Raw genomic sequence first — 22,208 nt, 5'->3', positions numbered from 1 at the left:
TCAAGCCTCACCCCCGCATCCGTGTCCCGGCCGGATCGAAGGGCGGCTCCATCTGCAGCCGGGCGGGCCGGCGTTCGCCCAAGATCTCGATCTGAAAGGTACTGTCGCCGCCACCGTCGACGAGTTCGCTCGGCACGTAACCCTGGGCGAGCGACTGGTCCACGTAATGGGCATAGCCGCCGGAGGTGACCCAGCCGACCACCTTCTCCCCGCCGTCGGCGGCATGCCAGATCGGCTCGTCGCCGATGACATCGGCATCCGCCGCATCGACGACCATGGAGACGCGCCTCAGCCTCGGCCCCTCTCGCTGCTCCCTTGCCGCCGCCTGGCGGCCGATGAAGTCGTTCTTCTCAAGGTCGACGAAGCGCTCCAGTCCGGCTTCGAAGGGACCGTAGATGGGGCGCAACTCGCGCGCCCAGGTCGGCCAGTTCTTCTCCAGCCGGAGCGAGAGAAGGGCGCGCATGCCGAAATTCTTCAGGCCGAGATCGGCGCCCGCTTCCGTCAGCCTGTCGTAGAGCGGCCGCTCGTATTCCGGCTTCACCCAGATCTCGTAGCCGAGGTCGCCGGTATAGGTGAGCCGGTTCACCCGCGCCGGCGCGCCCGCGACCTCCATCTTCCTGTGGCTCATGAACGGGAAGGCCTCGCGCGAGACGTCCTCGTGGGTGAGGCGGGCGAGAAGCTCGCGCGAGCGCGGGCCGGCGATGGAGAGCCCGACAATGCCAAGGTCGATACGCTCCACCCTGACCGAGCCGTCCTGCGGCAGCTGCGCCTCGAACCAGCGCACATGGTAGATCTGCGCCTGGCTGGAGCCCCAGACGAGAAAATCCTCCTCGGCGATCTTGGCGATGGTGAAGTCGCCGATGAGCTTGCCGCGCGCGTTTAGCATCGGGGTGAGCGCTATGCGGCCGAGCCGTGGCATGCGGCCCGCCATCATCCGATTGAGCCAGGCCTCCGCCCCCGGCCCCGTGACGCGGTATTTGGCGAAATTGGCGATCTCGGTGACGCCGACGGCCTGGCGCACGGCAAGGCACTCCGCCTTCACATGCTCAAAATCGTTGGAGCGGTGGAAGGAGAAGATATCCCGCGCCTCAACCCCCTTGGGCGCGAACCAGAGCGGCGTCTCCAACCCCCAGCTATCGCCCATCACCGCGCCCTCGGCGACAAGCCGGTCGTAGAGCGGCGTCGTTTGCGCCGGCCGCGCCGCCGGCAGCTCCTCGTTCGGAAAGCGGATGCGGAAACGGCGTGAATAGTTCTCCCGCACCTTGGCGTTGGTATAGGCGAGCGTCGCGAAATCGCCGAAGCGGGCGACATCCATGCCCCAGACGTCGAAGCCCGGATCGCCCTCCACCATCCAGTTGGCAAGGGCGAGCCCGACCCCGCCACCCTGGCTGAAGCCGGCCATGACGGCGCAGGCACACCAGAAGTTCTTCACCCCCTGCACCGGCCCCACCAGCGGGTTGCCGTCCGGCGCGAAGGTGAAGGGGCCGTTGATGATCTTGGCGATGCCGGCGTTCTGAAAGGCGGGAAAATGCCGGAAGCCGACTTCGAGCGAGGGGGCGATGCGCTCAAGGTCGGGCGGCAGAAGGTCCTGGCCGAAATCCCAGGGCGTTGTGACCGGTGACCAGGGCGTCGCCGCCTTCTCGTAGGTGCCCAGAAGCATGCCGCTGCGCTCCTGGCGGGTGTAGATCTCGCCGGCGAAATCGATGGCGTGGACGATCTCCTTGCCGGTGGTGCGGTTGATCTCGGCGACTTCGGGAATGTCCTCCGTCAGGATGTAGTGATGTTCCATGGCGAGCACCGGCAATTCGATGCCGACCATGCGGCCGACCTCGCGCGCCCACAGCCCGCCGGCATTGACGATGTGCTCCGCATGGAGGGTGCCCTTCTCGGTGACGACCTGCCAGCTCCCGTCCGGCTGCGGGTTGAGCTGCAAAACGCGGTTGCGGGTGATGATCTCAGCGCCCGCGAGCCGCGCCGACTTGGCGTAGGCCTGCGTCGTGCCATAGGGGTCGAGATGACCCTCGATGGGGTCCCAAAGCGCGCCGACGAAATAGCTCTCGTCGATAAGCGGCAAGATTTCCTTCGCTTCCGCGGCGGAGATGATCTCCGTCTCCATGCCGAGATAGCGGCCTCTGGCATGCGCTTGTTTCAGCCATTCCAGCCGTTCCGGCGTATCGGCGAGCTGCAGCCCGCCAGTCAGATGCAGCCCGCAGCTCTCGCCGGAAATCTCCTCGATCTCTTTGTAGAGCGAGACGGTGTAGGCCTGCAGCTTGGCGACGTTCGGGTCGCCGTTGAGGGTGTGAAAGCCGCCTGCCGCATGCCAGGTGGAGCCTGAGGTGAGCTCGGCGCGCTCGATGAGAACGACGTCTTTCCAGCCCGCCTTGGTGAGATGGTAGAGGACCGAGCAGCCGACGACGCCGCCACCGATCACCGCGACCTGCGCATGGGACTTCATTGACGGCCCCTTTCCCCTTGGAGCGCCTCCGTTCCGCATGGGCCCGGCCCGCCGGGCAGATCGGAAGGTCGCACGCTGCGCGATCAAAGCTCCAAACCGCCCGGACCTCCCGCCGCCTTGCGCCACGGCGTGTCCAGCCTGCGCCTCGGCGCCTCTGCGGCGACACGGCATTGCACGCTCAAGCACAACTCTAGCTAGATTAATTCTATCCAGCATTGTAGATTGCGGGGCGGCTTCTACTTCAGGAGGATTTTCCCATGCGTCGTCTTGCCAGCCTGGCCGTTGCCCTTCCGCTTCTCGCCGTGGTCGCCTCGCCCGCTTTGGCCCAGGATATGAGCCCCCGCCAATCCGCCGAGGCCTTCGGCGTGCCGGCCGTCAGTTCAAGCTGGGTCAACCAGGACGGCTCCACGATGACGCTGGTCTTCGGCGCCGGCAATTCCGTCTCCGGCTTCTACGTCAACAACGCGCCGGGCTTCGGCTGCCAGGGCACGCCCTATCCGCTGGTCGGGCTCACCTGGGGCAATTTCATCGGCTTCACGGTGGCCTGGGACAACGCCACGGCCAATTGCAACTCGGTGACGAGCTGGACGGGCTTTGCCGAGGCGGCCGGCAGCGACGTGACAATCGTGACCGATTGGAACCTCGCCTATCAGGGCAGCTCTAGCGGCGAGATCCAGCAGGGTTCCGATACCTTCACCCTGGTCAACAAGGCGATGAAGGAAACGCCGAAAATGTAATCGGCCCGAACGCGAGCCGCATCGTCCCGGCAAACGCTGGACAGCCTGACCGGCCTAGAAATCCGTCGGCGCGCCGCCCTCGCGCTTGCGGCGCGTCACGAACGCCGCCAGCTCCTCGCGGATCGCCTCGTCCATCGGCGGCGGCTCGAACTCGGCCAAGATCGCCTTCCAGATGGCAAGCGCGCGCTCCGGCGCGGAAAGGCTTCCAGCCTGCTGCCAGGTTTCGTAATTGCGCCAGTCGGAGAGAAAGGGCGAATAGAAGGCGCTCTCGTAGCGCGCCTGCGTATGCGCGCCGCCGAAGAAATGCCCGTTCGGCCCCACTTCGGCAATGGCGTCGATGGCAAGGTCGTCTTCCGTTACCGAGACCGGCTTCATGGCGTGCTGCACCTGCTGCAGCATCTCGCAATCCATGACGAATTTCTCGTAGGACGCCGTCAGTCCGCCCTCCAGCCAGCCGGCGGCGTGGTAGACGATGTTCGCCTGCGCGCTGGTACAGGCCCACAGCGAGAAGGCGCTCTCCCAGGCGGCCTGCGGATCGGGCGCATTGGCCGCGCAGGCGTTGGAGGCGCGAAAGGGTAGGCCGTAATAGCGCGCCATCTGCCCCGACATCTGCGTCGCGCGCAGATATTCCGGCGTGCCGAAGGCGGGCGCGCCGGACTTCATGTCGACATTGGAGGTGAAGGAGCCATAGGCGACCGGCGCGCCGGGCCTGACGCATTCAAGCAGTGCGATCGCCGCCAGCGCCTCCGCCGTCTGCTGCGCCACGGCTCCGGCGAGCGTCACCGGCGCCATCGCCCCGGCGAGCGTGAACGGGGTGACGATGACCGGCTGGCCGCGCCTTGCCATGCGCATCGCGCCGTCGAGCATGGGAAAGTCGTGCTTCAAGGGCGAGGAGGAGTTGATGTTGGTGTACATCCGTGGCTCCGCCTCGAAGGCGTCGTGGCTGAGCCCGCCGGCGATCCTCACCATCTCCATGGCGTCCTCGATGCGCTCGCGGCCGAGCGAATAGGCGTGCACCACCTTGTCGGTCAGCACGAGCTTGTCGAAGATGGCGTCCAGATGGCGGATGGAAGGGTGGAGGTCGAGCGGCTCAACCGGATAGCCGCCGGCCAGATGCAGGCAATTGAAGGCCTGGGTGAGCTTCAGGAGCTCCTGGAAGCTCTGCCGGTCGCCGACCCGCCGCCCGCGTTCCAGGTCCGAGCAATTGGGTGGGCTGGAGACGTTGACATAGACGGCATGCGGGCCGCCGATGGTGACGCAGCGCTCAACATTGCGCGGCGTCAAGGTGAATTGAGGCGGCGCCAGCGCCACCATCTCCATCACGAATGCGCGATCCATGCGCACCCGCCCGGAGCTTTCCTCCACCTCGCAGCCGGCCTGGCGCAGCACTTCCTGCGCCTCCTCGTTGAGGAACCAGATGCCGATCTCTTCCAGGATGCGCATGGCGCCCAGATGGATGCGCTCCACCTCCTCGGCGCTGAGCGGCTCGCTCGGTCGATCGGCATAGCGCGGCACATCCCAGGGGGCCTGTCGGAGGCTTGAGATGCCCGGCGCCGGCCGCCTTTGGTTGCCGGCGCGCCCTCCGGCGCGGCGGCGGCGCGGGCTCTGCGTCTCGGCAAGGCTGTCTGGCGCCATGGGTAGTCTCGCTTCGGCCGGAACCGCGCTTGGGGTGCGTCCTGCGGCCGCAAGCAGAAAAGAGATTCCGATTCCGCCAATAACCAGCTTCCTTCAGCGACACCTTCTGGCTTCTTCGCGACCCAGCCTGCACTAAGTTCAACTCAAAATCTGTCGGGGTTGCCCATCCGCATCCCCCACATGTTAGGCTTGCATCCAAGGGAGGGCGTCGTCCGATGCCGCGTTTACTGCCACTCCGATATGCCGGTATGGCCCGTATCTCCCACTCGAACGTGCTCAAGAGCCAAGAGGGAGCAAGAAAAGAATGAAGCGTGAGGAAACGACACGGCTACATCCGAAGGCTGCCGAAGCCAAAGATCTGATGGAGCGCGGGCGGCTCAGCCGACGCGGCTTCATCCGCGTTGCCGCGCTGACCGGCCTGTCGGCCGCGGCCGCCTATGCCATGGCCGGGCTGCCGCAGCCCGCCTATGCCCAATCCATGGCCGACCTTCCCTTCCCGGAGCCGGAGGGCACGCCCCAGATGGGCGGCATCCTGAAGGTCGGCATGCAGGTCCAGAAGATGGAGGACCCGGCCACCTATTCCTGGACGGAGATGTCCAACCAGACCCGCCACACGCTGGAATACCTGGCCTATACGACGCCGGACAACGTCACCCACCCGATGCTGGCGGAGCGCTGGGAAGCCTCCGACGACCTCTCCGAATGGACCTTCTACCTCCGCAAGGGCGTGACGTGGCACAACGGCGATGAGCTCGTCGCCGATCATGTGCGCTGGAACGTGGAGCGCTGGTGCGATCCCAATCTCGGCTCCGCCAATGTCGGCCTGTCCTCCATCTCCGCCCTCGTGGAAGAGGTCGATTCGGGCGAGAAGAACGAGGACGGCACCGCCAAGATGGTGAAGAAGCTGAGAGACGGCGCCATCGAGCTCGTCGACGACCACACCATCCGCTTCAAGCTCTCCAAGCCGGTCCTGTCCTTCCCGGAGGACATGTACAACTACCCGACGGCCATCCTGCATCCGAGCTTCGAGGCGCCCTTTTCCGACAATCCCATCGGCACCGGACCCTTCGCTCTCGCCGAGCTCGTCGTCGGCGACCGCTGCATCCTGAAGCGGGTGACGGAGGTGAATGGCGCGCCTTTCGAATATTGGGGTGGAGACGTCTATCTCGACGAGATTCACTATTACAATTTCGACGAGGACAACCAGCTCACCGCCTTCGCCTCCGGCGACATCGACGCCATCTACGAGTTCGGCGTGGAGCAGATGGAGCTCGCCAAGGCTCTGGAGGGAGAGATCATCGCCGCCCGCACCGCGCAGACCCTGTGCGTGCGCTTCCAGGTCGATAAGGCGCCCTGGGACGACAAGCGGGTGCGCCAGGCCTTCGTCAAGGCTTGCGACAATCCCGCCGTGCTGCCGCTGGTATACGCGGAAGGCGGCGATGTCGGCTGGAACCACCATGTGGCGCCGATCCATCCGGAATACTTCGAGCTCCCGGCGCTGGAGCGCGACGTGGAGGGCGCCAAGGCGCTCCTCGCCGATGCCGGCATGGAGGACCTCGATGTCACCGTCGATGTCGGCAACACCGACGGACCGTGGCAGCAGACCATCTGCGAGGTGATCCGCGATCAGGTGAAGGACGCCGGCATCACCCTCAACATCAACGTCATGCCGCCGTCGAAATATTGGGAGATCTGGGACAAGACCGCCTTCGGCGCCACGCAATGGACGCACCGCCCGCTCGGCACCATGGTGCTGTCGCTCGGCTACCGTACCGGCGTGCCCTGGAATGAGACGAAATACGCCAATCCGGAATTCGACGCCGCGCTCGACGAGGCCGAAGCGATCCTCGACGTGGAAGAGCGCCGCGCCGTGATGGAGAAGGTGGAGAAGATCCTCCAGGACGACGCGGTCATGGTGCAGCCGGTCTTCCGCCCGGTCTATACCATCGTCAACGCCAAGGTGCACGGCTATCCGGCGCATCCGACCCAGTACCACCAGTTCAACAAGGTCTGGGTGGAAAGCTGATGACGACAAGAGGCCCCGGGACCCGTTCCCGGGGCCTTTCCTTGTCGCCCGACAAGAACGCTGACGTCGGCGGGCGGCATGTCAGAGAAAAGAGGGGGCGGCTGCACCTGGCAGGCGCCAAAACGACATGGTGAAGCTGATTGGCCGCCGTCTCATTCAGATGGTGCTCATCATTCTTGTCGCGTCGCTTCTGCTCTTCGCGATTTTCGACACGCCCGAATTCAAGCGGCGCCTCGCCGTTCAGGAGCTAGGCGGCTTCGCGGTCTCGGCACTGTCGCAGGACGCCTACAACGAGTGGCTGGCCCGGCGCGGGCTCGATGTGCCCTTCTACCAGCGCTACTTCAATTGGATCGGCAAGATCGTCCAGGGCGATTTCGGCTTCTCCTACGAGAAGAACCGGCCGGTCGGCCCGCTCCTTGCCGACCGTCTCGCCAATACTGGCATCCTGGCGCTCTGCGTCTTCGCGTTGATGATCCCGATATCCTTAACGCTCGGCGTCCTCTCGGGCATGCGGGAGGGGTCCGGGCTCGACCGGTCGATCACCTTCCTGTCGGTCTTCACCACATCGATACCGGAGATCGCCACGGCCATTATCCTGACGGTCGTCTTCGCCCTCGGCCTCGGCCTCCTGCCGGCCAAATCGGCGATGATCGCCGGCTTCGACCCCTGGCAGCTCGTGCTGCCGGTGCTGACGCTGGTGATCTACGATTTCGGCTATGTGGCGCGCATGACCCGCGCCTCCATGGCCGAGGTCATGACCTCGCAATATATCCGCACCGCCATTTTGAAGGGCATTCCCTATCGCCGCGTGGTGATGAAGCACGCGCTCCGGAACGCGCTGATCGCGCCCTTCACCGTCATCGTCCTGCAGATGAACTGGCTTCTGTCCGGCGTCGTCGTGGTGGAGGTGTTCTTCGAATACGACGGTTTCGGCAAGCTCCTTCTGGAAGCCGCGCTCTTCCCCGACGTTGAAGTGGTGCAGGCCTGCACCCTCGTTGCCGTCGTCGTCGCCGTCACATCGCAGATCATCTCCGATGTCGGCTACACCTTCCTCAACCCGCGCATCCGCTTCTCGTGAGGGACAGGACATGGCCGTCACCAGCCTGAGCCCGCCGCCGGTACCGCTCCTGAAGCGGCTGCAAAAGCCGAGGATCGCCGCGCTCATCTTCGCCATCGCCTGGCTGCCGCTGATGGCCTATGTCATGGCCGGCGACCAGCTCGGCGATTTGGAGCAATACGTCCTCGTTCCGGCGATCCCGGCCGTCATCCTCCTCTACCTCATCTGCATGGCGGCCTTCCGCGAGAGCTGGATCGCCCTGCTTGGCGCCACGCTGGTCTTTTTCTGGTTCTTCATCGCCGTGGCGGCGCCCTATCTGCCGCTGATTGACCCCAACAAGCCGATCGCCCCCTTCACCACGCCGCTGACGGAAAAGAGCGGCTTCTTCTTCTGGCTCGGCACCGACTTCAAGGGCCGCGACATGCTCTCGCGCACCTTGTGGGGCTGCCAGCGCGTCCTCGTCTGGGGCGTCACGGCGACCTTCGTCGCCTATGTCGTCGGCACCGCTTTCGGCCTTATTGCCGGCTACATCTCCGGCTGGTGGGACGAGGTGATCTCCTTCCTCGCCAATGTCCTTCTCTCCTTCCCGGTGATGGTGCTGTTCATCGTCATCCTAAATTATCTCGGGCCGTCGGGCTTCAACATCGTCATCGCCGTCACCTTCGCCTCCGCCCCGGCGATCATGCGTATCGTGCGCGGCCTCGTCCTCGACGTGAAGACGCGCGACTATGTCTTCGCCGCACAGACGCGCGGGGAATCGGCGCTGTGGATCATGGTGGTGGAGCTGCTGCCCAATGTGCGCGGACCGATCATCGTCGATGCCTGCCTGAGGCTCGGCTACACCACCGTCGCCATCACCACGCTCACCTTCCTCGGCCTCGGCCTGCAGCCGCCCGATCCCGATTGGGGCCTGATGATCAAGGAGAGCGCCAAGACGGCGATGCTCTTCAAGTTCTCCTACATGCTGCTCATTCCCGCTCTGTCGGTGTCGAGCCTCATCCTCGGCTTCAACCTGATGGCCGACGGCCTGCGCGAAATGAGCCTTCGGGATTGATGCAGAAAAGAACCTCAAATTCGTCATGCCCGGATGTGATCGGGGCATCCATGCCAAAGCGGCTGAGATTCGCTGTGGAATGGATTGCCGGGCCGAGCCCGGCAATGACGACGGCGCAGGAGGCCGCTTGATGAGCATGGCAAGCGACACGTCTGGCGGCACGGCGCCGGCGGCGCAAGCTGGGGAGGGCACCTCGCAAATCCCCGTCCTGGAATGCCGCAATCTCTCCATCTCCTATTTCACCCGGGCCGGCGAGATTCCGGCGGTGGCCGATTTCAACCTCACTTTGATGCCCGGCGAGAGCCACGGCATCGTCGGCGAATCGGGCTGCGGCAAGTCCACGGTCGCCCTTGCGATCATGCAGTATATGGGCCGCAACGGGCGCATCGTCGGCGGCGAGATCCTGTTCAATGGCCGCGACATGCGCGCCATGAGCGAGGAAGAGCTGAGGCTCTTGCGCGGCTCGCAGATCGCCATGGTCTACCAGGAGCCGATGGCCTCCTTGAACCCGGCCATGCGCGTCGGCGACCAGCTCGCCGAGGTGCCGATCTACCACGAAGGTGCCAGCAAGGAAGAGGCGCTGGAACGCGCCCGCGCCATGCTGGAGAGCGTGCGCCTGCCGGAGCCGGAGCGTATCCTGCGCTCCTATCCGCACCAGATTTCCGGCGGCCAGCAGCAGCGCGTCGTCATCGCCATGGCGCTCCTGTCGAGCCCCAAGCTCCTGCTCCTCGACGAGCCGACGACGGCCCTCGATGTGACGGTGGAGGCCGGCATCGTCGATCTCATCCGCGAGATCGCCGCCGAATTCGGCACCTCCATGATCTACATCTCCCACAATCTCGGCCTGATCCTGGAGACCTGCGACCGCATCACGGTGATGTATTCCGGCGAGGCGGTGGAGGTGGGCACGGTGGAGGACGTCTTCGAGGCCATGCGCCATCCCTATACGCGCGGCCTTTTCGCCTCCATCCCGCTGCCCGGCGCCGACAAGAACGCGCGGCCTCTCATCGCCATCCCGGGCCAGCTTCCCCTGCCGCACGAGCGCCCGCCGGGCTGCAATTTCGGCCCGCGCTGCGACTATTTCAAAGCCGGGCTGTGCGACAGGGGCGAAATCCCCATGCTGCCGATTTCCGGCGATGACCGGCATTTTTCGCGCTGCCTGCGCATTGAGGAGATCGACTGGCATGCCGGCCTCGGCGAGGGCATCGGCAAGGTGGCCACCGAGAAGGGCGATGTGGTGCTGAAGGTCGACGACATGACCAAGCACTACGAGATCGAGGAAGGGGCGCTGTTCTTTTCCGGCGAGGCCAAGACGGTGAAGGCCAACGAAAAGCTCAGCTTTGAGGCGCGCGAGGCGGAGACGGTCGCCATCGTCGGCGAATCCGGCTGCGGCAAGTCCACCTTCGCCAAGGTGCTGATGGGCCTGGAAGAGGCGACGGCCGGCAAAGTGCTCCTAGGCAATGTCGAGCTCGGCCACATGCCGGTGGATAGGCGCGGCCCGGAGACCATCTCCAAGCTGCAGATGATCTTCCAGAACCCCTTCGACACGCTCAATCCGAGCCACACGGTGGGCGGTCAAATCGCCCGCGTCATCAGGAAGTTCGGCGTGGAGAAGGACGAGGCCAAGGTGCAAGAGCGCGTCCTGGAGCTGCTCGATATCGTCAAGTTGCCGCGCGATTTCGCCCTGCGCCGCCCCCGCCAGCTCTCCGGCGGGCAGAAGCAGCGCGTCGGCATCGCAAGGGCCTTCGCCGGCAACCCGGCCGTCGTCATCGCCGACGAGCCGGTCTCCGCCCTCGACGTCTCCGTGCAGGCGGCGGTGACGGAGCTTCTCATGGACATCCAGCGCGAGAACCGCACCACCTTGCTCTTCATCAGCCACGATCTGTCGGTGGTGCGCTACCTGTCGGACCGCATCGTGGTCATGTATCTCGGCCAGATCATGGAGCAGGGCTCGACGGAGGAGATCTTCGCCCCGCCCTACCATCCCTATACCGAAGCGCTGCTTTCGGCCGTGCCGATTGCCGACACCAAGGTGACGAAGCGCCATATCGTCCTGTCGGGCGAGATCCCCTCCGCCTCCGATCCGCCGGCCGGTTGCCCCTTCTGCACGCGCTGCCCTTATGTCATCGAGGGCACCTGCGAGACCGAGCCGCCGCCCATCCGCGAGTTTCAGCCGGGCCACCGCATCGCCTGCCATCTCTCCGAGGAGACGCTGAGCGCCATGCAGCCGGTGATCCAGATCGGCGACGGGACGGAAAAGGGCGACAAAGGCGATGAGGTGAGCCCGGCGGCTGCCGCCGAAAGCGCCCGCCGCTCCGACGCCTGAAATCTCCCGCGGGCGAAATTTCGCGTTGCTTCAGTTGCTTCCGGCGGCGGGCCCTTCCTATAGAGCGGCCCATGCCGCCCCGTCCTTGCCGATTCGCTTTCCTGCTCCTGCTGCCTTTCCTCACGCTTCTGACCGGCGAGCGGGCCGCGGCCAATGCCTGCGCCACCTGGAGCGCGGAGATGACCCTTTTCGCCGTCGATGGGCGCGGCATGGTGGCGAGCGTCTGCGGCACCGAGCATGTCACACCGGCCGAACTTCGGCTGGAATGCCGTGGCGCCGATGCCCTCAATATCCGCTACGCCCCCGGCCATGACGGCGAGGAGCCGGCCGACTTCGCCGCCGCGGGCATCAAGGAAGAGGTCTTCCTCTTCTCCACCGACAAGGGCTCGCATCGGCTGAGGATGCGCTGGGACGGGCAGGCGGGCGTCTTCTGGGCGATCGTGCCGGCGCGCGATCGGCTCATCGAGGACCTGAAGGCGGGCATGCGACTTTCCCTCGCCTTGCTCTTCGGGCGCACCCAGCCGTCCGTGCTGTCGCTTGTCGGCTCGCGCCGGGCTATCGAGCGCGTGGAGGCCGCCTGCCTCAAGGGCCGCGTCCTGGCGCCCTGAATCTTTCTTTCTGGCGCTGCCGTCCGATCCGCCCCCGCGCTATAAACTGCAGGAAGGGACGCGCCGGCCGGGGAGGGAGCGCCATGGAGCTGATCCACACATACGCCGAGATTGCGGTGGAGGCCGGGCCGGGCCGCCTCGCCGGTCTGGCCGTAGACGTGGACCGGCTTGCCGGAAAGGGCGCCACGGTGCTTCTCCTCGCCGATGCCGGCCTCAAGGCGCCGGGCATCGTCTTGCAGGCGGAAAAAGCGCTGCTTGAAGGCGGCCACCGCGTCGTTGCCTACGACCGCATCGCCGGCGAGCCGAAGGAAGGCGAGGTCGCCGAGGCCGCCTCGATGGGGGTCGGGGAGGGGGCGAGCCTCGTCGTCGCCCTCGGCGGCGGCTCGGCCCTCGATGCCGGCAAGATGGCCGCCGCGATGCTGACAAATCCGGGCGAGGTGGCGGACCACCGCCTTGCCGCGGCGCCCTTCGCCCGCCCCGCCGCGCCGCTCGTCGCCGTCCCCACGACCGCCGGCACCGGCTCCGAATTCACCTCCATCGCCGTCCTTTCCGGCCCCGACGGCACCAAATACTGGTACTGGGCGGGCGAGCTGAAGGCTTCGCTGGCGCTTCTCGATCCGGAGCTGACGCTGGTCCTGCCGCCAACCTTCACCGCCATGACCGGCATCGACGCGCTCGTCCATGCGGTGGAGGCGGCGACCTGCCGGCGGGCGAGCGAAAAAAGCGTCGCGCCTTCCCTTGCCGCGATCCGGCTGGTGGCGGCAAACCTGCCGACAGCCGTCGCGGAGCCGGGAAACATCGCCGCGCGCACGGCGATGATGGAGGCGGCGGGGCTTGCCGGCATCGCCATTGAGATGGTCGGCACGGCGCTTGCCCATAACATCGGCCATGCGCTCGGCTCGCTGGCGCCCATCCCGCACGGGCTCGCCGTCGGCATCGCCATGGCCGCGACGGCCGATTGGGTGGTGGAGGGCAATCCGCAGGCCTTCGCCCTCGTCGCCGAGGCGATGGGGGCGGAAAGGGACGCGGCGGCCTTCGCGCCCGCCTATCGCGACCTCTTCGCGCGCGTCGGCCTGCCGGCGCGGCCGCGGACGCTGGATGCGGTGAGCGTGGAGGCGCTGGCCGAGCGCATGGCCGCGCCGGAGAACGCGGCGATGCGCAAATCGACCAAGCGCTTCACCACCGATGAGGACCTTTCGGTGCTGGCGGCGATGGTGCTGGCCGGAAAGGGGAGAGACGCGGCGTGAAGATCGCCGCGATCAACGTCAGCCATCACCGGCTGAAGCTCGACCCGCCCTTCCGGCCGAGCTGGGATTTTAGCCCGCGCCATCACTTTGACGCCACCGTCGTGCGCGTGACGACCGACGAGGGCCATGAAGGCGTCGGCTCGGGCGACGCCATGCTCGGCTTTGAAGGCCATGAGCATCTCTTCCTCGGCGAGGACCCCTTGCGCCTGGAGCGGCATTTCCGCCTCCTTTCCAACATCCAGTTCCACGGCGGCAGGTGCTGGCCGCTCGACCTTGCCCTTTGGGACCTTGCGGGAAAGATCACCGGCCAGCCGGTGTGGAAGCTCCTCGGCGGACGCTGTGACCGCATCCCGGCCTACGCTTCCTCCGCGACGCTCCGCGACGATGCCGAGATGGCCGAGACGGCGGCGCGCTTCCACGGGGCGGGCTTTGCCGCCATGAAAGTACGCTTCCACCGGCCCGACTGGCGCGAGGATATCGCCGCGCTTCAGGCCGCGCGCGATGTCGTCGGCGACCGGCTCACTTTGATGGTCGATTGCAATCAGGGCTGGCGCATGGCCCATGACGACGCGCCGCCCTGGAGCTTCAAGGACGCGCTCGCCGTTGCCCGCGAACTGGAGCGGCTCGGCGTCTATTGGATGGAGGAGCCGCTTTTTCGCGGCGATGCTGCCGGCATGCGCCGGCTCTCCGACGCCACCGACATCCGCATCGCCGGCGGCGAGATGAACCGCGAGCTTCACGAGTTCCGGGCCCTCATCGAGGGGCGCTGCCTCGATGTCTTGCAGCCGGACGCCGCTCTTGTCGGCGGCATCACGGGGCTGCGCCGCGTCGCCGTCATGGCCGAGGAGGCTGGCCTCGTCTTCACCCCGCATACCTGGACGAACGGCCTCGGCCTCATCGCCAACGCGCATCTGACGGCCGGCCTCGCCGCCGCGCCCTTCATCGAGTATCCGTTCGACCCGCCCGAATGGTCGCTGCAGCGGCGCGACTTCATGCTTTGCGAGCCCGTCGGGCTTCAGGACGGCATGCTGGTTCTCTCCGAAAAGCCCGGCTTCGGCGTGGAGCTCGACGAGGAGCGGCTGGAGCGTAGCTTGAAACGGTAGCAGGACGCCCCTAATATTCGCAAAGCACGATGACATGTCGTGCTCAAAGGACAAGCGATGTTCAAAGACGGTTTTCACGGCCTCTGAGGCACAAGATGGATCGCGACGCGCCGTCCGCGGTCTTTGTAAATCTTATGACCCCGCGCGCGCTTCTCGTCGCTTGCGGCGTTTTTGTTTTCCTGGCGCTCGGAACGCTGATACTCGCAGTTGGAACCAGCCTCACCCTCGCGGATGTGGGCGTGTCAATCTCGCTCTTCTCGGCGGTAGCCGGCTTCCTCTTCAACTCGTCAGTCAAGCTGCATTCGGAGGCGCGCGACCGTGCCTTTGATTTCCTCAAAGAGCATAGCGAGAACGAAAAGCTCGACGCAGCCTTCCGGCGAGTCGGCAACTTTGGTCGCCATCACAAGAGTATCGCTGAAGACAGAGCCATTGAGCTGACGAAACGAATGCTCGCGGCCGCGGAGGCCCCACAGCCGGCACGGTGCTGTAAGCTTGGCGCGGCCCCCACCGATGCCGCCGATATCGACCATGAACTCCTGCAATCGATCCTCCGTGCAGGCAACTTCTTCGAAGTGATGGAGATCGCGACCCGCCAGGGCGCGGTGCAGGAGACGATCGTGCGCGACTATTACCGCGAGGCCGTGCACCGCTACGCGAGGATTGCGGGACCGATCATCGACGTCTTTCGTAACAATCCACCCAAGAAGGCCTCGCCTTACGGTGAAGTTCGCCGGCCTCGCGCTCTCATTGGTGTTGATCGCTTGGTTGCCCGCTGGCCAGAACCGGCGCAAAGGCCGCATCGGCCATATGTCTTCCCGGCAACCGGTCGGGAAGGCGGCGGCTGACGCCTACCGAGCCATCCCCAGCCTCGGCTCTTCCTCGATCTCGCGGATGAGCTTCCTGACCATCGCCGCGGCGAAGTCCTCGTAATCCTTCACCTCCATGACGAAGGCGGAGGGGCCGGCGATGAGATTTCGTCGGTACCAGGCGCCGAGCTCCGGATCGTCGTTGAGGATGGCGAGCCCGTTGAGGGTGACGCCGCGCGAGATCGCCATGCCGCGCGCCGCCGGCATCAACAGGACGTTCTCGCGCGGCGGCGTCTCCTTGCCGTCGCCGGAGACGTCCACCGTCTGGCGCGGCGCGGCAAAGCCGTTGCGCGTAAAGGCGCGGATCGCCGTCGCAACGCCCGCCCCGATCCCCGTGCCGCCGAAGACGCCCCTTCGCATGGCGTAGACCATGGCCGCGAAGGCCTCCGCCTCGGCCGCATCGCCGATCGCGAACCAGGCGCTCTCCTCCTTGGGCAGCGTTGCGTCGGCCCACACGACGATGGAAACCGCGATCCGCCCGGTCGGCCCGCTCTGAATGGCCGCAAGTACCTCAGGATGCCGGAAGGCGGCCGCGATCCCCTCCAACTGCAAGCGGAACTCGCCGGCATCGACGGAGCTGGAAGCGTCCACCGCCATGACGAGCTCCAGGTCGACCGGTATGTCGGCGCCCCGCGCCGGCGCAAACGGCGCAAGGCAGAAGGCGAGGAGAAGTGCAGCGCGAAGGAGCCGGCCCATCGCCTGAGCCTAGAGCCTTTCATGGCCAGGTGGGAGCGTTCTGCCAGAGCGCATGGGCGACAAGACCCGATGGATTTGGCGCCAAGGCGCCTGGCCCGCCGGGTTTCCGCGCGCCGGGCGCCCGCTTTGTCGGGTCTCTTGCCCGATGCCTCGCATCGCGCCGCGAGCCCCCCTTGCGGTTCGCCGCGGCGACCAAGAAACAGAATCGCTTCCACCTGGCCAGGAAAGGCTCTAGGCGAGGAGGGTTGCGGCGGGCGAGTGCCTGGCTCAGCGCCCCATCGCGATGCCGAAAGGCGCGCCGGCATCCAGCAGCCATTCCGCCGCCGCCTCGGCGAAGCTGCGATGGAAGAGGAGCTCGAAGCAATCCCCCGCGCGGCGCAGGAGCGTCACGTCGAAATGCTCCATCTTCGTCTGCGTCGCCGCGCCCGGCGGCATGCGCGCAAGGTCGATGGCGATGCCGCGGGCGAGCACCTCCTGCGCCGCCGCGCCCTCCAGGCTGAGAAGCGTGCGCGCATGCGAAAGGTCGGTGACGGTGCCGCTTGCGCCGATGACATCGCGCAGCTTTGCGGCAAGCTCCGCCTCGCCGGAGAGAACCAGCAGGCGCCCGACCCCGAGCGAGACCAGCGTGACGGCCTCGCCCTCGGCGAAATAGGCGTTCTCCGGCATCGCCAGCCCCAAGGTCTCGCCGAGCGCCTCGCCGAAAGCCTCCGCGCCTTCCAGGAATGCCTGAAGCTGCACGATGGAGGCCGGGGCGAGCTCCGAGAGCCGCAGCGCGGCCTCGCCCTCCGCGCGCGGCGGCGCGGCAAGCTCGGCGAGGGCGGAGATGCGTTCAGCCATGAAGCCGCTCTCCCTTCGGGTCGACGAAATGCGGCGAAACCACCTCCACCCGGCAATGGCCGCCGCGGATCGGATCGGCGGCGTAAAGGCTCTCGCCGCGTCGCTCGCGTCCGCCCTTCAGAAGCGCAAGGCCGATCGTCTTGCCGAGCGCCGGGCTGAAGGTGACGGAGGTGATATGCCCCTCGCTCGGCCCCGGCTGTTCGGCCGGCCCGGCGACGAGATGGGCGCCGGCGCGGAAGGCCTCGTCGGCGGCGATGACGCCCACAAGCTGCAGCCGGCCGGGCTCCGACAGCGCCGGGCGCTGGGCGAGCGGCTTGCCGACGAAGGGCTTTTTGGTGGAGAGGAGCTTTTCCATGCCCAGATCGTGGGCGCTGACGCGACCGTTCAGTTCCGGTCCGGCGACATGGCCCTTCTCGATGCGCAAGGTCCCCATCGCCTCAAGCCCGTAGGGCGCGACCTCAAGGTCGGCGCCCTTTTCCAACAGCAGCTTCCAGATGAAAGGCCCGTGATCGGCGCCGACATAGACCTCATAGGCGTTCTCCCCGGAGAAGGAGAGGCGGGCAAGAAGCGCCGGGGCACCGCCCACCGTCGCCTCGCGCACGCCCATGAAGGGGAAGGCATCGTTGTCCATCCCCGTGCCCTCGACCAGGCGCGCCAGAAGCTCGCGCGCTTTCGGCCCGGCGACGGCGATGCCGGCATATTGGTCGCTGACGGAAGTGAGCGAGACCTTCAGTTCCGGAAAGGCTGCGGCGGCGAGGAATTCCAGATGCAGCATCACCTCGGCGGCCTTCGCCGTCGTGGTGGTCGCCAGATAGCGGTCCTCCGCCAGTCGCCAGGCCGTGCCGTCGTCGAAGACGAAGCCGTCCTCGCGCAGCATCAGCCCGTAGCGCGCCTTGCCGACGGCAAGGTTGGAGAAATTGTTGGCATAGACGCGGTCGAGAAAGGCCGCCGCGTCCGGCCCGGCCACCTCGATCTTGCCGAGCGTGGAGACGTCGGCGATGCCGACGGCGCGGCGCACATGCCGCGCCTCGCGCGTATAGGCGGCAAACAGCGTCTCGCCCCTTTTCGGATAGATGCGTGGGCGCATCCACAGCCCCGCCTCCATCATCTGCGCCCCGGCGGCCAGATGCGCATGGTGGAGCGGCGAGCGCCTTACGGGAGCGGCATGGCGGCCGCGCTCGCGCCCGGCAAGCGTGCCGAGCGGAACGGGGATGGCGGGCGGTCGGAAACGCGTCGAGCCGACCGCCGGAAGCGGCATCTCGCGTTCGCCCGCGAGGATGGCAAGGCCGGCGAGCGCGGAGGTGCGGCCCTGATCGTTGGCCATGCCGAGGGTGGTGTAACGCTTCAGATGCTCCGCGTCGGCAAAGCCCTCTTGATGCGCCAGGCGAATATCGGCGGCGGTGACGTCGTGCTGCAGGTCCACAAACGCCTTATCGGCGGCCTTGCCCGGCTTTGCGCCCTGCGGCTCCACCTCAAAGAGCGGCAGAAGCCCGCCATCCTCGGTGGTGACGCGCAGGCCCTCCACCGGGATTTTGACGGCGAGTTCCTCGTTGCGGGCCTCAAAGCCAGCGGCGCTGGCGGCGAGCGCGCCGGCCTCCGCGCCCTGGTTGATGGCGATTTCCAGCGTTGGCGCGCCGGCGGCGGCGCCCGCGGCGATGAAGGCCTGGCGCGGCTCTCCCGGCACGAAGGCGGCGATCTCCTCGCGCCAGACCGGCGGGCCGCCCGCCTGGCTGGCGAGGTTGATGACCGGGTTGAAGCCGCCGGAGACGAGGATGGTGTCGCAGGCCCTCTCCAAGGCGCCGCCGGGGGCGGGCGGGGCCGCGTCCTCGCCCTGTTCGCTCTCTTGCGCCTGCGCGCCCGGCCGGTCGATGTTGCCGGCCGCTTCCGCCAGCGCCGCCTCGCCCACCGGGACGATCGTCGCGCCTTCCACGCGCTTGACGCCCCTGGCGGCGGCGACGACGTGGCTGAGGATGATCTCCGCGCCGCGCTCGGCGAGCGGGCGGGCGAGGGCGTCGAGGATCTCCGTGCGCGGATCGACGATGGCGGCGATCTTCACGCCCGCCTCGGCGAGAAGACCCGCGCTCCGCCAGGCCTCGTCGTTGTTGCAGAACAAGATGACGTTGCCGCCCGGCGCTGCGCCGTAGCGGCGCGCATAGGCAAGGCCGGCGGAGGCGAGCATGACGCCCGGCCTGTCGTTGCCGGCAAAGACGATCGGCCGCTCGATGGCGCCGGTGGCGAGCACCGCCTGGCGCGCCTCGATGCGCCAGTGACGGCAGCGGGTCTCGCCCTCGCCGCCGCAATCCTCCAGCGCCGCCAGCACCCCGCCGTCGTAATAGCCCCAGACATGGGTGCGCGGCATCAGCGTGACATTTTCCATGCCAGCGAGTTCGACCGTCGCCGCCGCCGCCCATTCGCCTGCCGGCCTGCCGTCGATATCGGCCTCTTCCAGGTCGAGCGCCCCGCCCGGCCCGGGCGCGGCCTCCGCCAGGATGACGCGCGCCCCGGCGCGGCCCGCCGTCAGCGCCGCGGCAAGCCCCGCCGGCCCGGCCCCGACGACCAGGACATCGGCGAAGGCGCTCGCCTTCTCGTAGCGCGCCGGATCGGGTTCCAGGCTCGCCCGTCCCATCCCGGCGGCGCGGCGGATAGCCGGCTCGTACCACATCCAGGAGCGCTTCAACGGCCCGATGAAGGTCTTGTAGTAGAAGCCGGCGGCAAGGAAGGGCGACAGCTTCTCGCCGACGGCGCCGATATCGCGCTCCACGGAGGGAAAGGCGTTCTGCCCGCTCACCTCCATGCCGGGCGCGGCAAGGCGCGTGGCGGCGTTGACGTTCGGCTCGCGCACGGCGCCGGAGCCGACCGTCACCAGCGCGTTCGGCTCCTCCGCCCCGGCCGAGAAGACGCCGCGCGGGCGGTGGTACTTGAAGGAGCGGGCGACGATGGAACGCCCCGAGGCGATCAGCGCCGAGGCGATGGTGTCGCCGGCGAACGCTTCCACCGGCGCCCCGTCGAAGGTGAAGGTGAAGCGCGCCGAGCGGTCGATGCGCGTGCCGCCGGAGGCAAGGCGAAAGCCCGGCATCGCCTAGCCTCCCTCGCCGAAGGGGCCGACGAGGCGCGCCTCGAAGACCTCGTGCGTCTCGGTGTTGCGGCGCACGACGAGAAGCTGCCGGCAGCCATGCGCGTGCTGCCAGAATTCCAGATGCTCGCCGCGCGGATTGTGCCGCGCATAGACGTACTCCACCCAGGGCCGCTCCGCCTCCTCCTCAAGCGGCGGGCGCGCGGCTGTGGCGTCGCCGCGATAGAAGAACTCGCCGGCGTCGCGCTGGCCGCAGACGGGGCAGGGGATCAGCATGCGGCGCTCCGCTTGTCATTTGCGATCCGGGGCATCAATGCAGCCCCGCCATGGCGCCCGTCCCGGCCTCGTCGATATGCCGGCCCTCGGCGAAACGGGTGAGCGTGAAGGGCGCGCTGAGGGCATGCGGCTCCTCGCGCGCGATGGTATGGGCGAAGCACCAGCCGGAGGCGGGCGTCGCCTTGAAGCCGCCGTAGCACCAGCCGCAATTGAGATAGAGGCCGGGCAGGGGCCCCGGCGCGATGATCGGGCTGCCGTCGAGCGACATGTCCATCACCCCGCCCCAGGAGCGCAGCAGCTTGATGCGCGCCGCGTTCGGGAAGACGGCGAGAAGCTCGCGCGCCATCTCGTGCACCGCCGGCAGGTTTCCGCGCTGGGCGTAGGAATTGTAGAAATCGAGCGAGCCGCCGAAGACCAGCCCGCCCTTGTCGGATTGCGAGACATACATGTGCCCCGCGCCGTAGGTGACGACGCAATTGACAAGCGGCTTCACCGGTTCTGAGACGAAGCCCTGCAGGACGTGGCTTTCGATCGGCAGGCCGTCGATGCCGGCAAGGCGCATCACTTCGGAGGTCATGCCGGCGACGGCGACGCCAACCTTCTCGGCGCGGATCTCCCCGCGCGGCGTCACGACGCCGGCGACCTCGCCCGCCTCCATGATGAAATCGGTGACCGGCGCGTTCTCGATGATGTCGACGCCGAGCCGGTCGGCCGCATGGGCGTAGCCCCAGGCGACCGCGTCGTGCCTTGCCGTGCCGGCGCGCCGTTGGATGAGGCCGCCGACGACGGGAAAGCGCGCCTCCTCAGAAAGGTCGAGGCCGGGGCAGAGCTGGCCGACCGCCTCGCGGCCGATGAGATCGGCGTCGATGCCGGCGAGCCGCATGGCGTTGCCGCGCTCGGCATAGGCGTCGAGCTGCTCGGGCGAATGCGCGAGGTTGAGCACGCCCCGCTGCGAGAACATGACGTTGTAGTTGAGCTCATGGGAAAGGCCTTCCCAGAGCTTCAGGCTCCATTCGTAGAAATGATAGTTTTCCGGAAGGAGGTAGTTGGAGCGTACGATGGTGGTGTTGCGCCCGACATTGCCGAGGCCGATCGGCCCGCGCTCCACCACCGCCACCTGCCGGATGCCGTGGTTCTTGGCGAGGTAATAGGCGGTGGCGAGGCCATGGCCGCCGCCGCCGACGATGATGACGTCATAGCGCGGCTTCGGCTCGGCCTTGCGCCACGCCGGTCGCCAACCGCGATTGCCTCTGAGCCCCTCCGAGATGACCCGCAGGGCCGAATATTCCGCCATGATCTTCGGTCCGCGCAGGGATAAGAATCCCTTAAAGTGTCGCTTAGATCATTGCCGCAAAGTGGCCCGTTCCGAAAGCGCCTTCGCGCAATCGGGCTCCGACAGATTGCCGCTTGTGGATGAGAGGGCGCGCCGCGCCTCGCCCGTGGGCTTTCAGATGCGCTCTTCCACGCCCGGCGGCAAAGGCCGGCCCTTCTCCGGCGTCGGCAGGATCATGGAGCGCTCGCGCAGCCAGGGATCGATCTTCACCGCCTCGCGCAGCGCCTCTTGCCCGAGCCGGAAGCGGCCCTGGCGCATCAGGATGACGCCGCGCCCGGCGAGCGCCCCGAAATGGCGCGGCTCCAGCTCCAGCACGCGGTTGATGTCGTCGAGCGAGCGGTCGAACTTCTCTTTCAGGAAATGCAGCGTGGCGCGCTGGTTCCACGCCTCCGCGTAGTCGGGATGAAGCTCGATGACCTCCTCCACGATGGCGAGCGCTTTGTCGTAATCGGCCTCGCGCCGCGCCTTCAGCGCCGTCTGCATCATCTCGCTGGTCTCTTTGTCCGGCGCCACCAGCCAGGCCTGCCAGATCAGCGCTTCCACGCGCCGCGCCTCCTGCTCGCTGCGCGCCTGGCGCAAGAGGACGAAGAGCCGGTCGAGCTCGCGCGCCGATTGCTCGTAGGCGTTCTCGACCTGTGTGTTCGGCTCCGCCTCCTGGGCGGCGATGGCTGTCGGCGGCGCGATGACGGAGACGACGGAAAAGCTCGCCGCCAGCGTCAGCGAAGCGACGGCGACAGGCAATGCGCAACGGCGGTTTGGGGCGTCAGGGCCTCGGCTGAGGGCGCGAAGGCGGCTTGGGGCGTCAGGGCCCCGGCTGATGAGGGCGTGAAGGCATCGGTTCTGGCTCATGGCTTGCACAAGCGCTCCTTTCCGCCCCCG

At 67.1% G+C, this 22,208-nt stretch carries 17 protein-coding genes; 9 read left to right on the top strand and 8 right to left on the bottom strand.

Going from position 1 to position 22,208, the window contains the following annotated elements:
- Nucleotides 1-7: 7 nt before the first annotated feature.
- Nucleotides 8-2,455 (bottom strand): GcvT family protein, encoded by a 2,448-nt coding sequence (locus Q331_RS0109545; protein WP_026380494.1) that lies wholly within the window; start codon nucleotides 2,453-2,455, stop codon nucleotides 8-10.
- Between the two features lie 257 nt (nucleotides 2,456-2,712).
- Here Q331_RS0109545 and Q331_RS0109540 point away from each other — a divergent pair, with 257 nt between their 5' ends.
- A complete protein-coding gene (locus Q331_RS0109540) occupies nucleotides 2,713-3,192 on the top strand; it encodes an afifavidin (protein WP_034491709.1) in 480 nt (159 codons plus the stop codon).
- A gap of 54 nt (nucleotides 3,193-3,246) precedes the next feature.
- On the opposite strand, the gene Q331_RS0109535 is transcribed toward Q331_RS0109540, so the two are convergent.
- Complete coding sequence (locus tag Q331_RS0109535; protein WP_026380492.1) at nucleotides 3,247-4,827, bottom strand: trimethylamine methyltransferase family protein; 1,581 nt, start codon at nucleotides 4,825-4,827, stop codon at nucleotides 3,247-3,249.
- Nucleotides 4,828-5,131: 304 nt separating this feature from the next.
- Between Q331_RS0109535 and Q331_RS0109530 the strand changes: the two genes are divergently transcribed.
- The 8 genes from Q331_RS0109530 (at nucleotide 5,132) to Q331_RS0109495 (ending at nucleotide 15,093) form a co-directional block, all read left to right on the top strand.
- Nucleotides 5,132-6,853: an ABC transporter substrate-binding protein gene (locus tag Q331_RS0109530; protein WP_026380491.1), complete on the top strand. Its 1,722-nt coding sequence runs from the start codon at nucleotides 5,132-5,134 to the stop codon at nucleotides 6,851-6,853.
- Between the two features lie 127 nt (nucleotides 6,854-6,980).
- Nucleotides 6,981-7,931: an ABC transporter permease gene (locus Q331_RS0109525; protein WP_026380490.1), complete on the top strand. Its 951-nt coding sequence runs from the start codon at nucleotides 6,981-6,983 to the stop codon at nucleotides 7,929-7,931.
- Nucleotides 7,932-7,941: 10 nt separating this feature from the next.
- Entirely contained in the window at nucleotides 7,942-8,964 is a 1,023-nt protein-coding gene (locus tag Q331_RS0109520) for an ABC transporter permease (protein ID WP_210164934.1), read from the top strand.
- 130 nt (nucleotides 8,965-9,094) lie between these two features.
- The gene (locus tag Q331_RS20910) at nucleotides 9,095-11,290 is read left to right on the top strand and encodes a dipeptide ABC transporter ATP-binding protein (protein WP_407637773.1); all 2,196 of its coding nucleotides are present in this window, start codon (nucleotides 9,095-9,097) and stop codon (nucleotides 11,288-11,290) included.
- A 71-nt stretch (nucleotides 11,291-11,361) separates the two neighbouring features.
- Entirely contained in the window at nucleotides 11,362-11,898 is a 537-nt protein-coding gene (locus Q331_RS0109510) for a hypothetical protein (RefSeq protein ID WP_026380488.1), read from the top strand.
- 83 nt (nucleotides 11,899-11,981) lie between these two features.
- A complete protein-coding gene (locus Q331_RS0109505) occupies nucleotides 11,982-13,145 on the top strand; it encodes an iron-containing alcohol dehydrogenase (protein ID WP_051630940.1) in 1,164 nt (387 codons plus the stop codon).
- Nucleotides 13,142-14,248 carry a mandelate racemase/muconate lactonizing enzyme family protein gene (locus tag Q331_RS0109500; RefSeq protein ID WP_026380486.1) on the top strand — a complete coding sequence of 369 codons (1,107 nt, stop codon included), beginning with the start codon at nucleotides 13,142-13,144 and terminating at the stop codon, nucleotides 14,246-14,248. The genes Q331_RS0109505 and Q331_RS0109500 overlap by 4 nt, the downstream gene beginning before the upstream one ends.
- 95 nt (nucleotides 14,249-14,343) lie before the next feature.
- Nucleotides 14,344-15,093, top strand: a complete 750-nt coding sequence (locus Q331_RS0109495) for a DUF4760 domain-containing protein (RefSeq protein WP_026380485.1) — start codon at nucleotides 14,344-14,346, stop codon at nucleotides 15,091-15,093.
- Nucleotides 15,094-15,096: 3 nt separating this feature from the next.
- On the opposite strand, the gene Q331_RS20905 is transcribed toward Q331_RS0109495, so the two are convergent.
- From Q331_RS20905 to Q331_RS20895, 6 genes are all read right to left on the bottom strand, one after another.
- Nucleotides 15,097-15,810 carry a DUF1194 domain-containing protein gene (locus Q331_RS20905; protein ID WP_051630938.1) on the bottom strand — a complete coding sequence of 238 codons (714 nt, stop codon included), beginning with the start codon at nucleotides 15,808-15,810 and terminating at the stop codon, nucleotides 15,097-15,099.
- A 267-nt stretch (nucleotides 15,811-16,077) separates the two neighbouring features.
- Nucleotides 16,078-16,647: a sarcosine oxidase subunit gamma gene (locus Q331_RS23005; protein WP_051630936.1), complete on the bottom strand. Its 570-nt coding sequence runs from the start codon at nucleotides 16,645-16,647 to the stop codon at nucleotides 16,078-16,080.
- Complete coding sequence (locus Q331_RS0109480) at nucleotides 16,640-19,723, bottom strand: sarcosine oxidase subunit alpha family protein (protein ID WP_026380484.1); 3,084 nt, start codon at nucleotides 19,721-19,723, stop codon at nucleotides 16,640-16,642. The genes Q331_RS23005 and Q331_RS0109480 overlap by 8 nt, the downstream gene beginning before the upstream one ends.
- Nucleotides 19,724-19,726: 3 nt before the next feature.
- Nucleotides 19,727-19,996 carry a sarcosine oxidase subunit delta gene (locus tag Q331_RS0109475; RefSeq protein ID WP_026380483.1) on the bottom strand — a complete coding sequence of 90 codons (270 nt, stop codon included), beginning with the start codon at nucleotides 19,994-19,996 and terminating at the stop codon, nucleotides 19,727-19,729.
- A 34-nt stretch (nucleotides 19,997-20,030) separates the two neighbouring features.
- The gene (locus Q331_RS0109470; protein ID WP_026380482.1) at nucleotides 20,031-21,290 is read right to left on the bottom strand and encodes a sarcosine oxidase subunit beta family protein; all 1,260 of its coding nucleotides are present in this window, start codon (nucleotides 21,288-21,290) and stop codon (nucleotides 20,031-20,033) included.
- A 153-nt stretch (nucleotides 21,291-21,443) separates the two neighbouring features.
- Nucleotides 21,444-22,070: a tetratricopeptide repeat protein gene (locus tag Q331_RS20895; protein ID WP_051630934.1), complete on the bottom strand. Its 627-nt coding sequence runs from the start codon at nucleotides 22,068-22,070 to the stop codon at nucleotides 21,444-21,446.
- Nucleotides 22,071-22,208: the final 138 nt, after the last annotated feature.

The organism is Afifella pfennigii DSM 17143 (assembly GCF_000688515.1).
GTDB lineage: Bacteria > Pseudomonadota > Alphaproteobacteria > Rhizobiales > Afifellaceae > Afifella > Afifella pfennigii.
The sequence above is the reverse complement of the archived record's forward strand: the minus strand, read 5'-3'. Positions and strand labels throughout refer to the sequence as shown.

What these genes read in the sequence shown, in the direction of transcription:
- Q331_RS0109540 (WP_034491709.1), top strand. Translation starts at nt 2,713, where the DNA reads ATGCGTCGTCTTGCCAGCCTGGCCGTTGCCCTTCCGCTTCTCGCCGTG.
- Q331_RS0109530 (WP_026380491.1), top strand. Translation starts at nt 5,132, where the DNA reads ATGAAGCGTGAGGAAACGACACGGCTACATCCGAAGGCTGCCGAAGCC.
- Q331_RS0109510 (WP_026380488.1), top strand. Translation starts at nt 11,362, where the DNA reads ATGCCGCCCCGTCCTTGCCGATTCGCTTTCCTGCTCCTGCTGCCTTTC.
- Q331_RS0109475 (WP_026380483.1), bottom strand. Translation starts at nt 19,996, where the DNA reads ATGCTGATCCCCTGCCCCGTCTGCGGCCAGCGCGACGCCGGCGAGTTC.
- Q331_RS0109480 (WP_026380484.1), bottom strand. Translation starts at nt 19,723, where the DNA reads ATGCCGGGCTTTCGCCTTGCCTCCGGCGGCACGCGCATCGACCGCTCG.
- Q331_RS0109520 (WP_210164934.1), top strand. Translation starts at nt 7,942, where the DNA reads ATGGCCGTCACCAGCCTGAGCCCGCCGCCGGTACCGCTCCTGAAGCGG.
- Q331_RS0109545 (WP_026380494.1), bottom strand. Translation starts at nt 2,455, where the DNA reads ATGAAGTCCCATGCGCAGGTCGCGGTGATCGGTGGCGGCGTCGTCGGC.
- Q331_RS0109535 (WP_026380492.1), bottom strand. Translation starts at nt 4,827, where the DNA reads ATGGCGCCAGACAGCCTTGCCGAGACGCAGAGCCCGCGCCGCCGCCGC.
- Q331_RS23005 (WP_051630936.1), bottom strand. Translation starts at nt 16,647, where the DNA reads ATGGCTGAACGCATCTCCGCCCTCGCCGAGCTTGCCGCGCCGCCGCGC.
- Q331_RS0109525 (WP_026380490.1), top strand. Translation starts at nt 6,981, where the DNA reads ATGGTGAAGCTGATTGGCCGCCGTCTCATTCAGATGGTGCTCATCATT.
- Q331_RS0109495 (WP_026380485.1), top strand. Translation starts at nt 14,344, where the DNA reads ATGGATCGCGACGCGCCGTCCGCGGTCTTTGTAAATCTTATGACCCCG.
- Q331_RS20910 (WP_407637773.1), top strand. Translation starts at nt 9,095, where the DNA reads ATGAGCATGGCAAGCGACACGTCTGGCGGCACGGCGCCGGCGGCGCAA.
- Q331_RS0109470 (WP_026380482.1), bottom strand. Translation starts at nt 21,290, where the DNA reads ATGGCGGAATATTCGGCCCTGCGGGTCATCTCGGAGGGGCTCAGAGGC.
- Q331_RS20905 (WP_051630938.1), bottom strand. Translation starts at nt 15,810, where the DNA reads ATGGGCCGGCTCCTTCGCGCTGCACTTCTCCTCGCCTTCTGCCTTGCG.
- Q331_RS0109505 (WP_051630940.1), top strand. Translation starts at nt 11,982, where the DNA reads ATGGAGCTGATCCACACATACGCCGAGATTGCGGTGGAGGCCGGGCCG.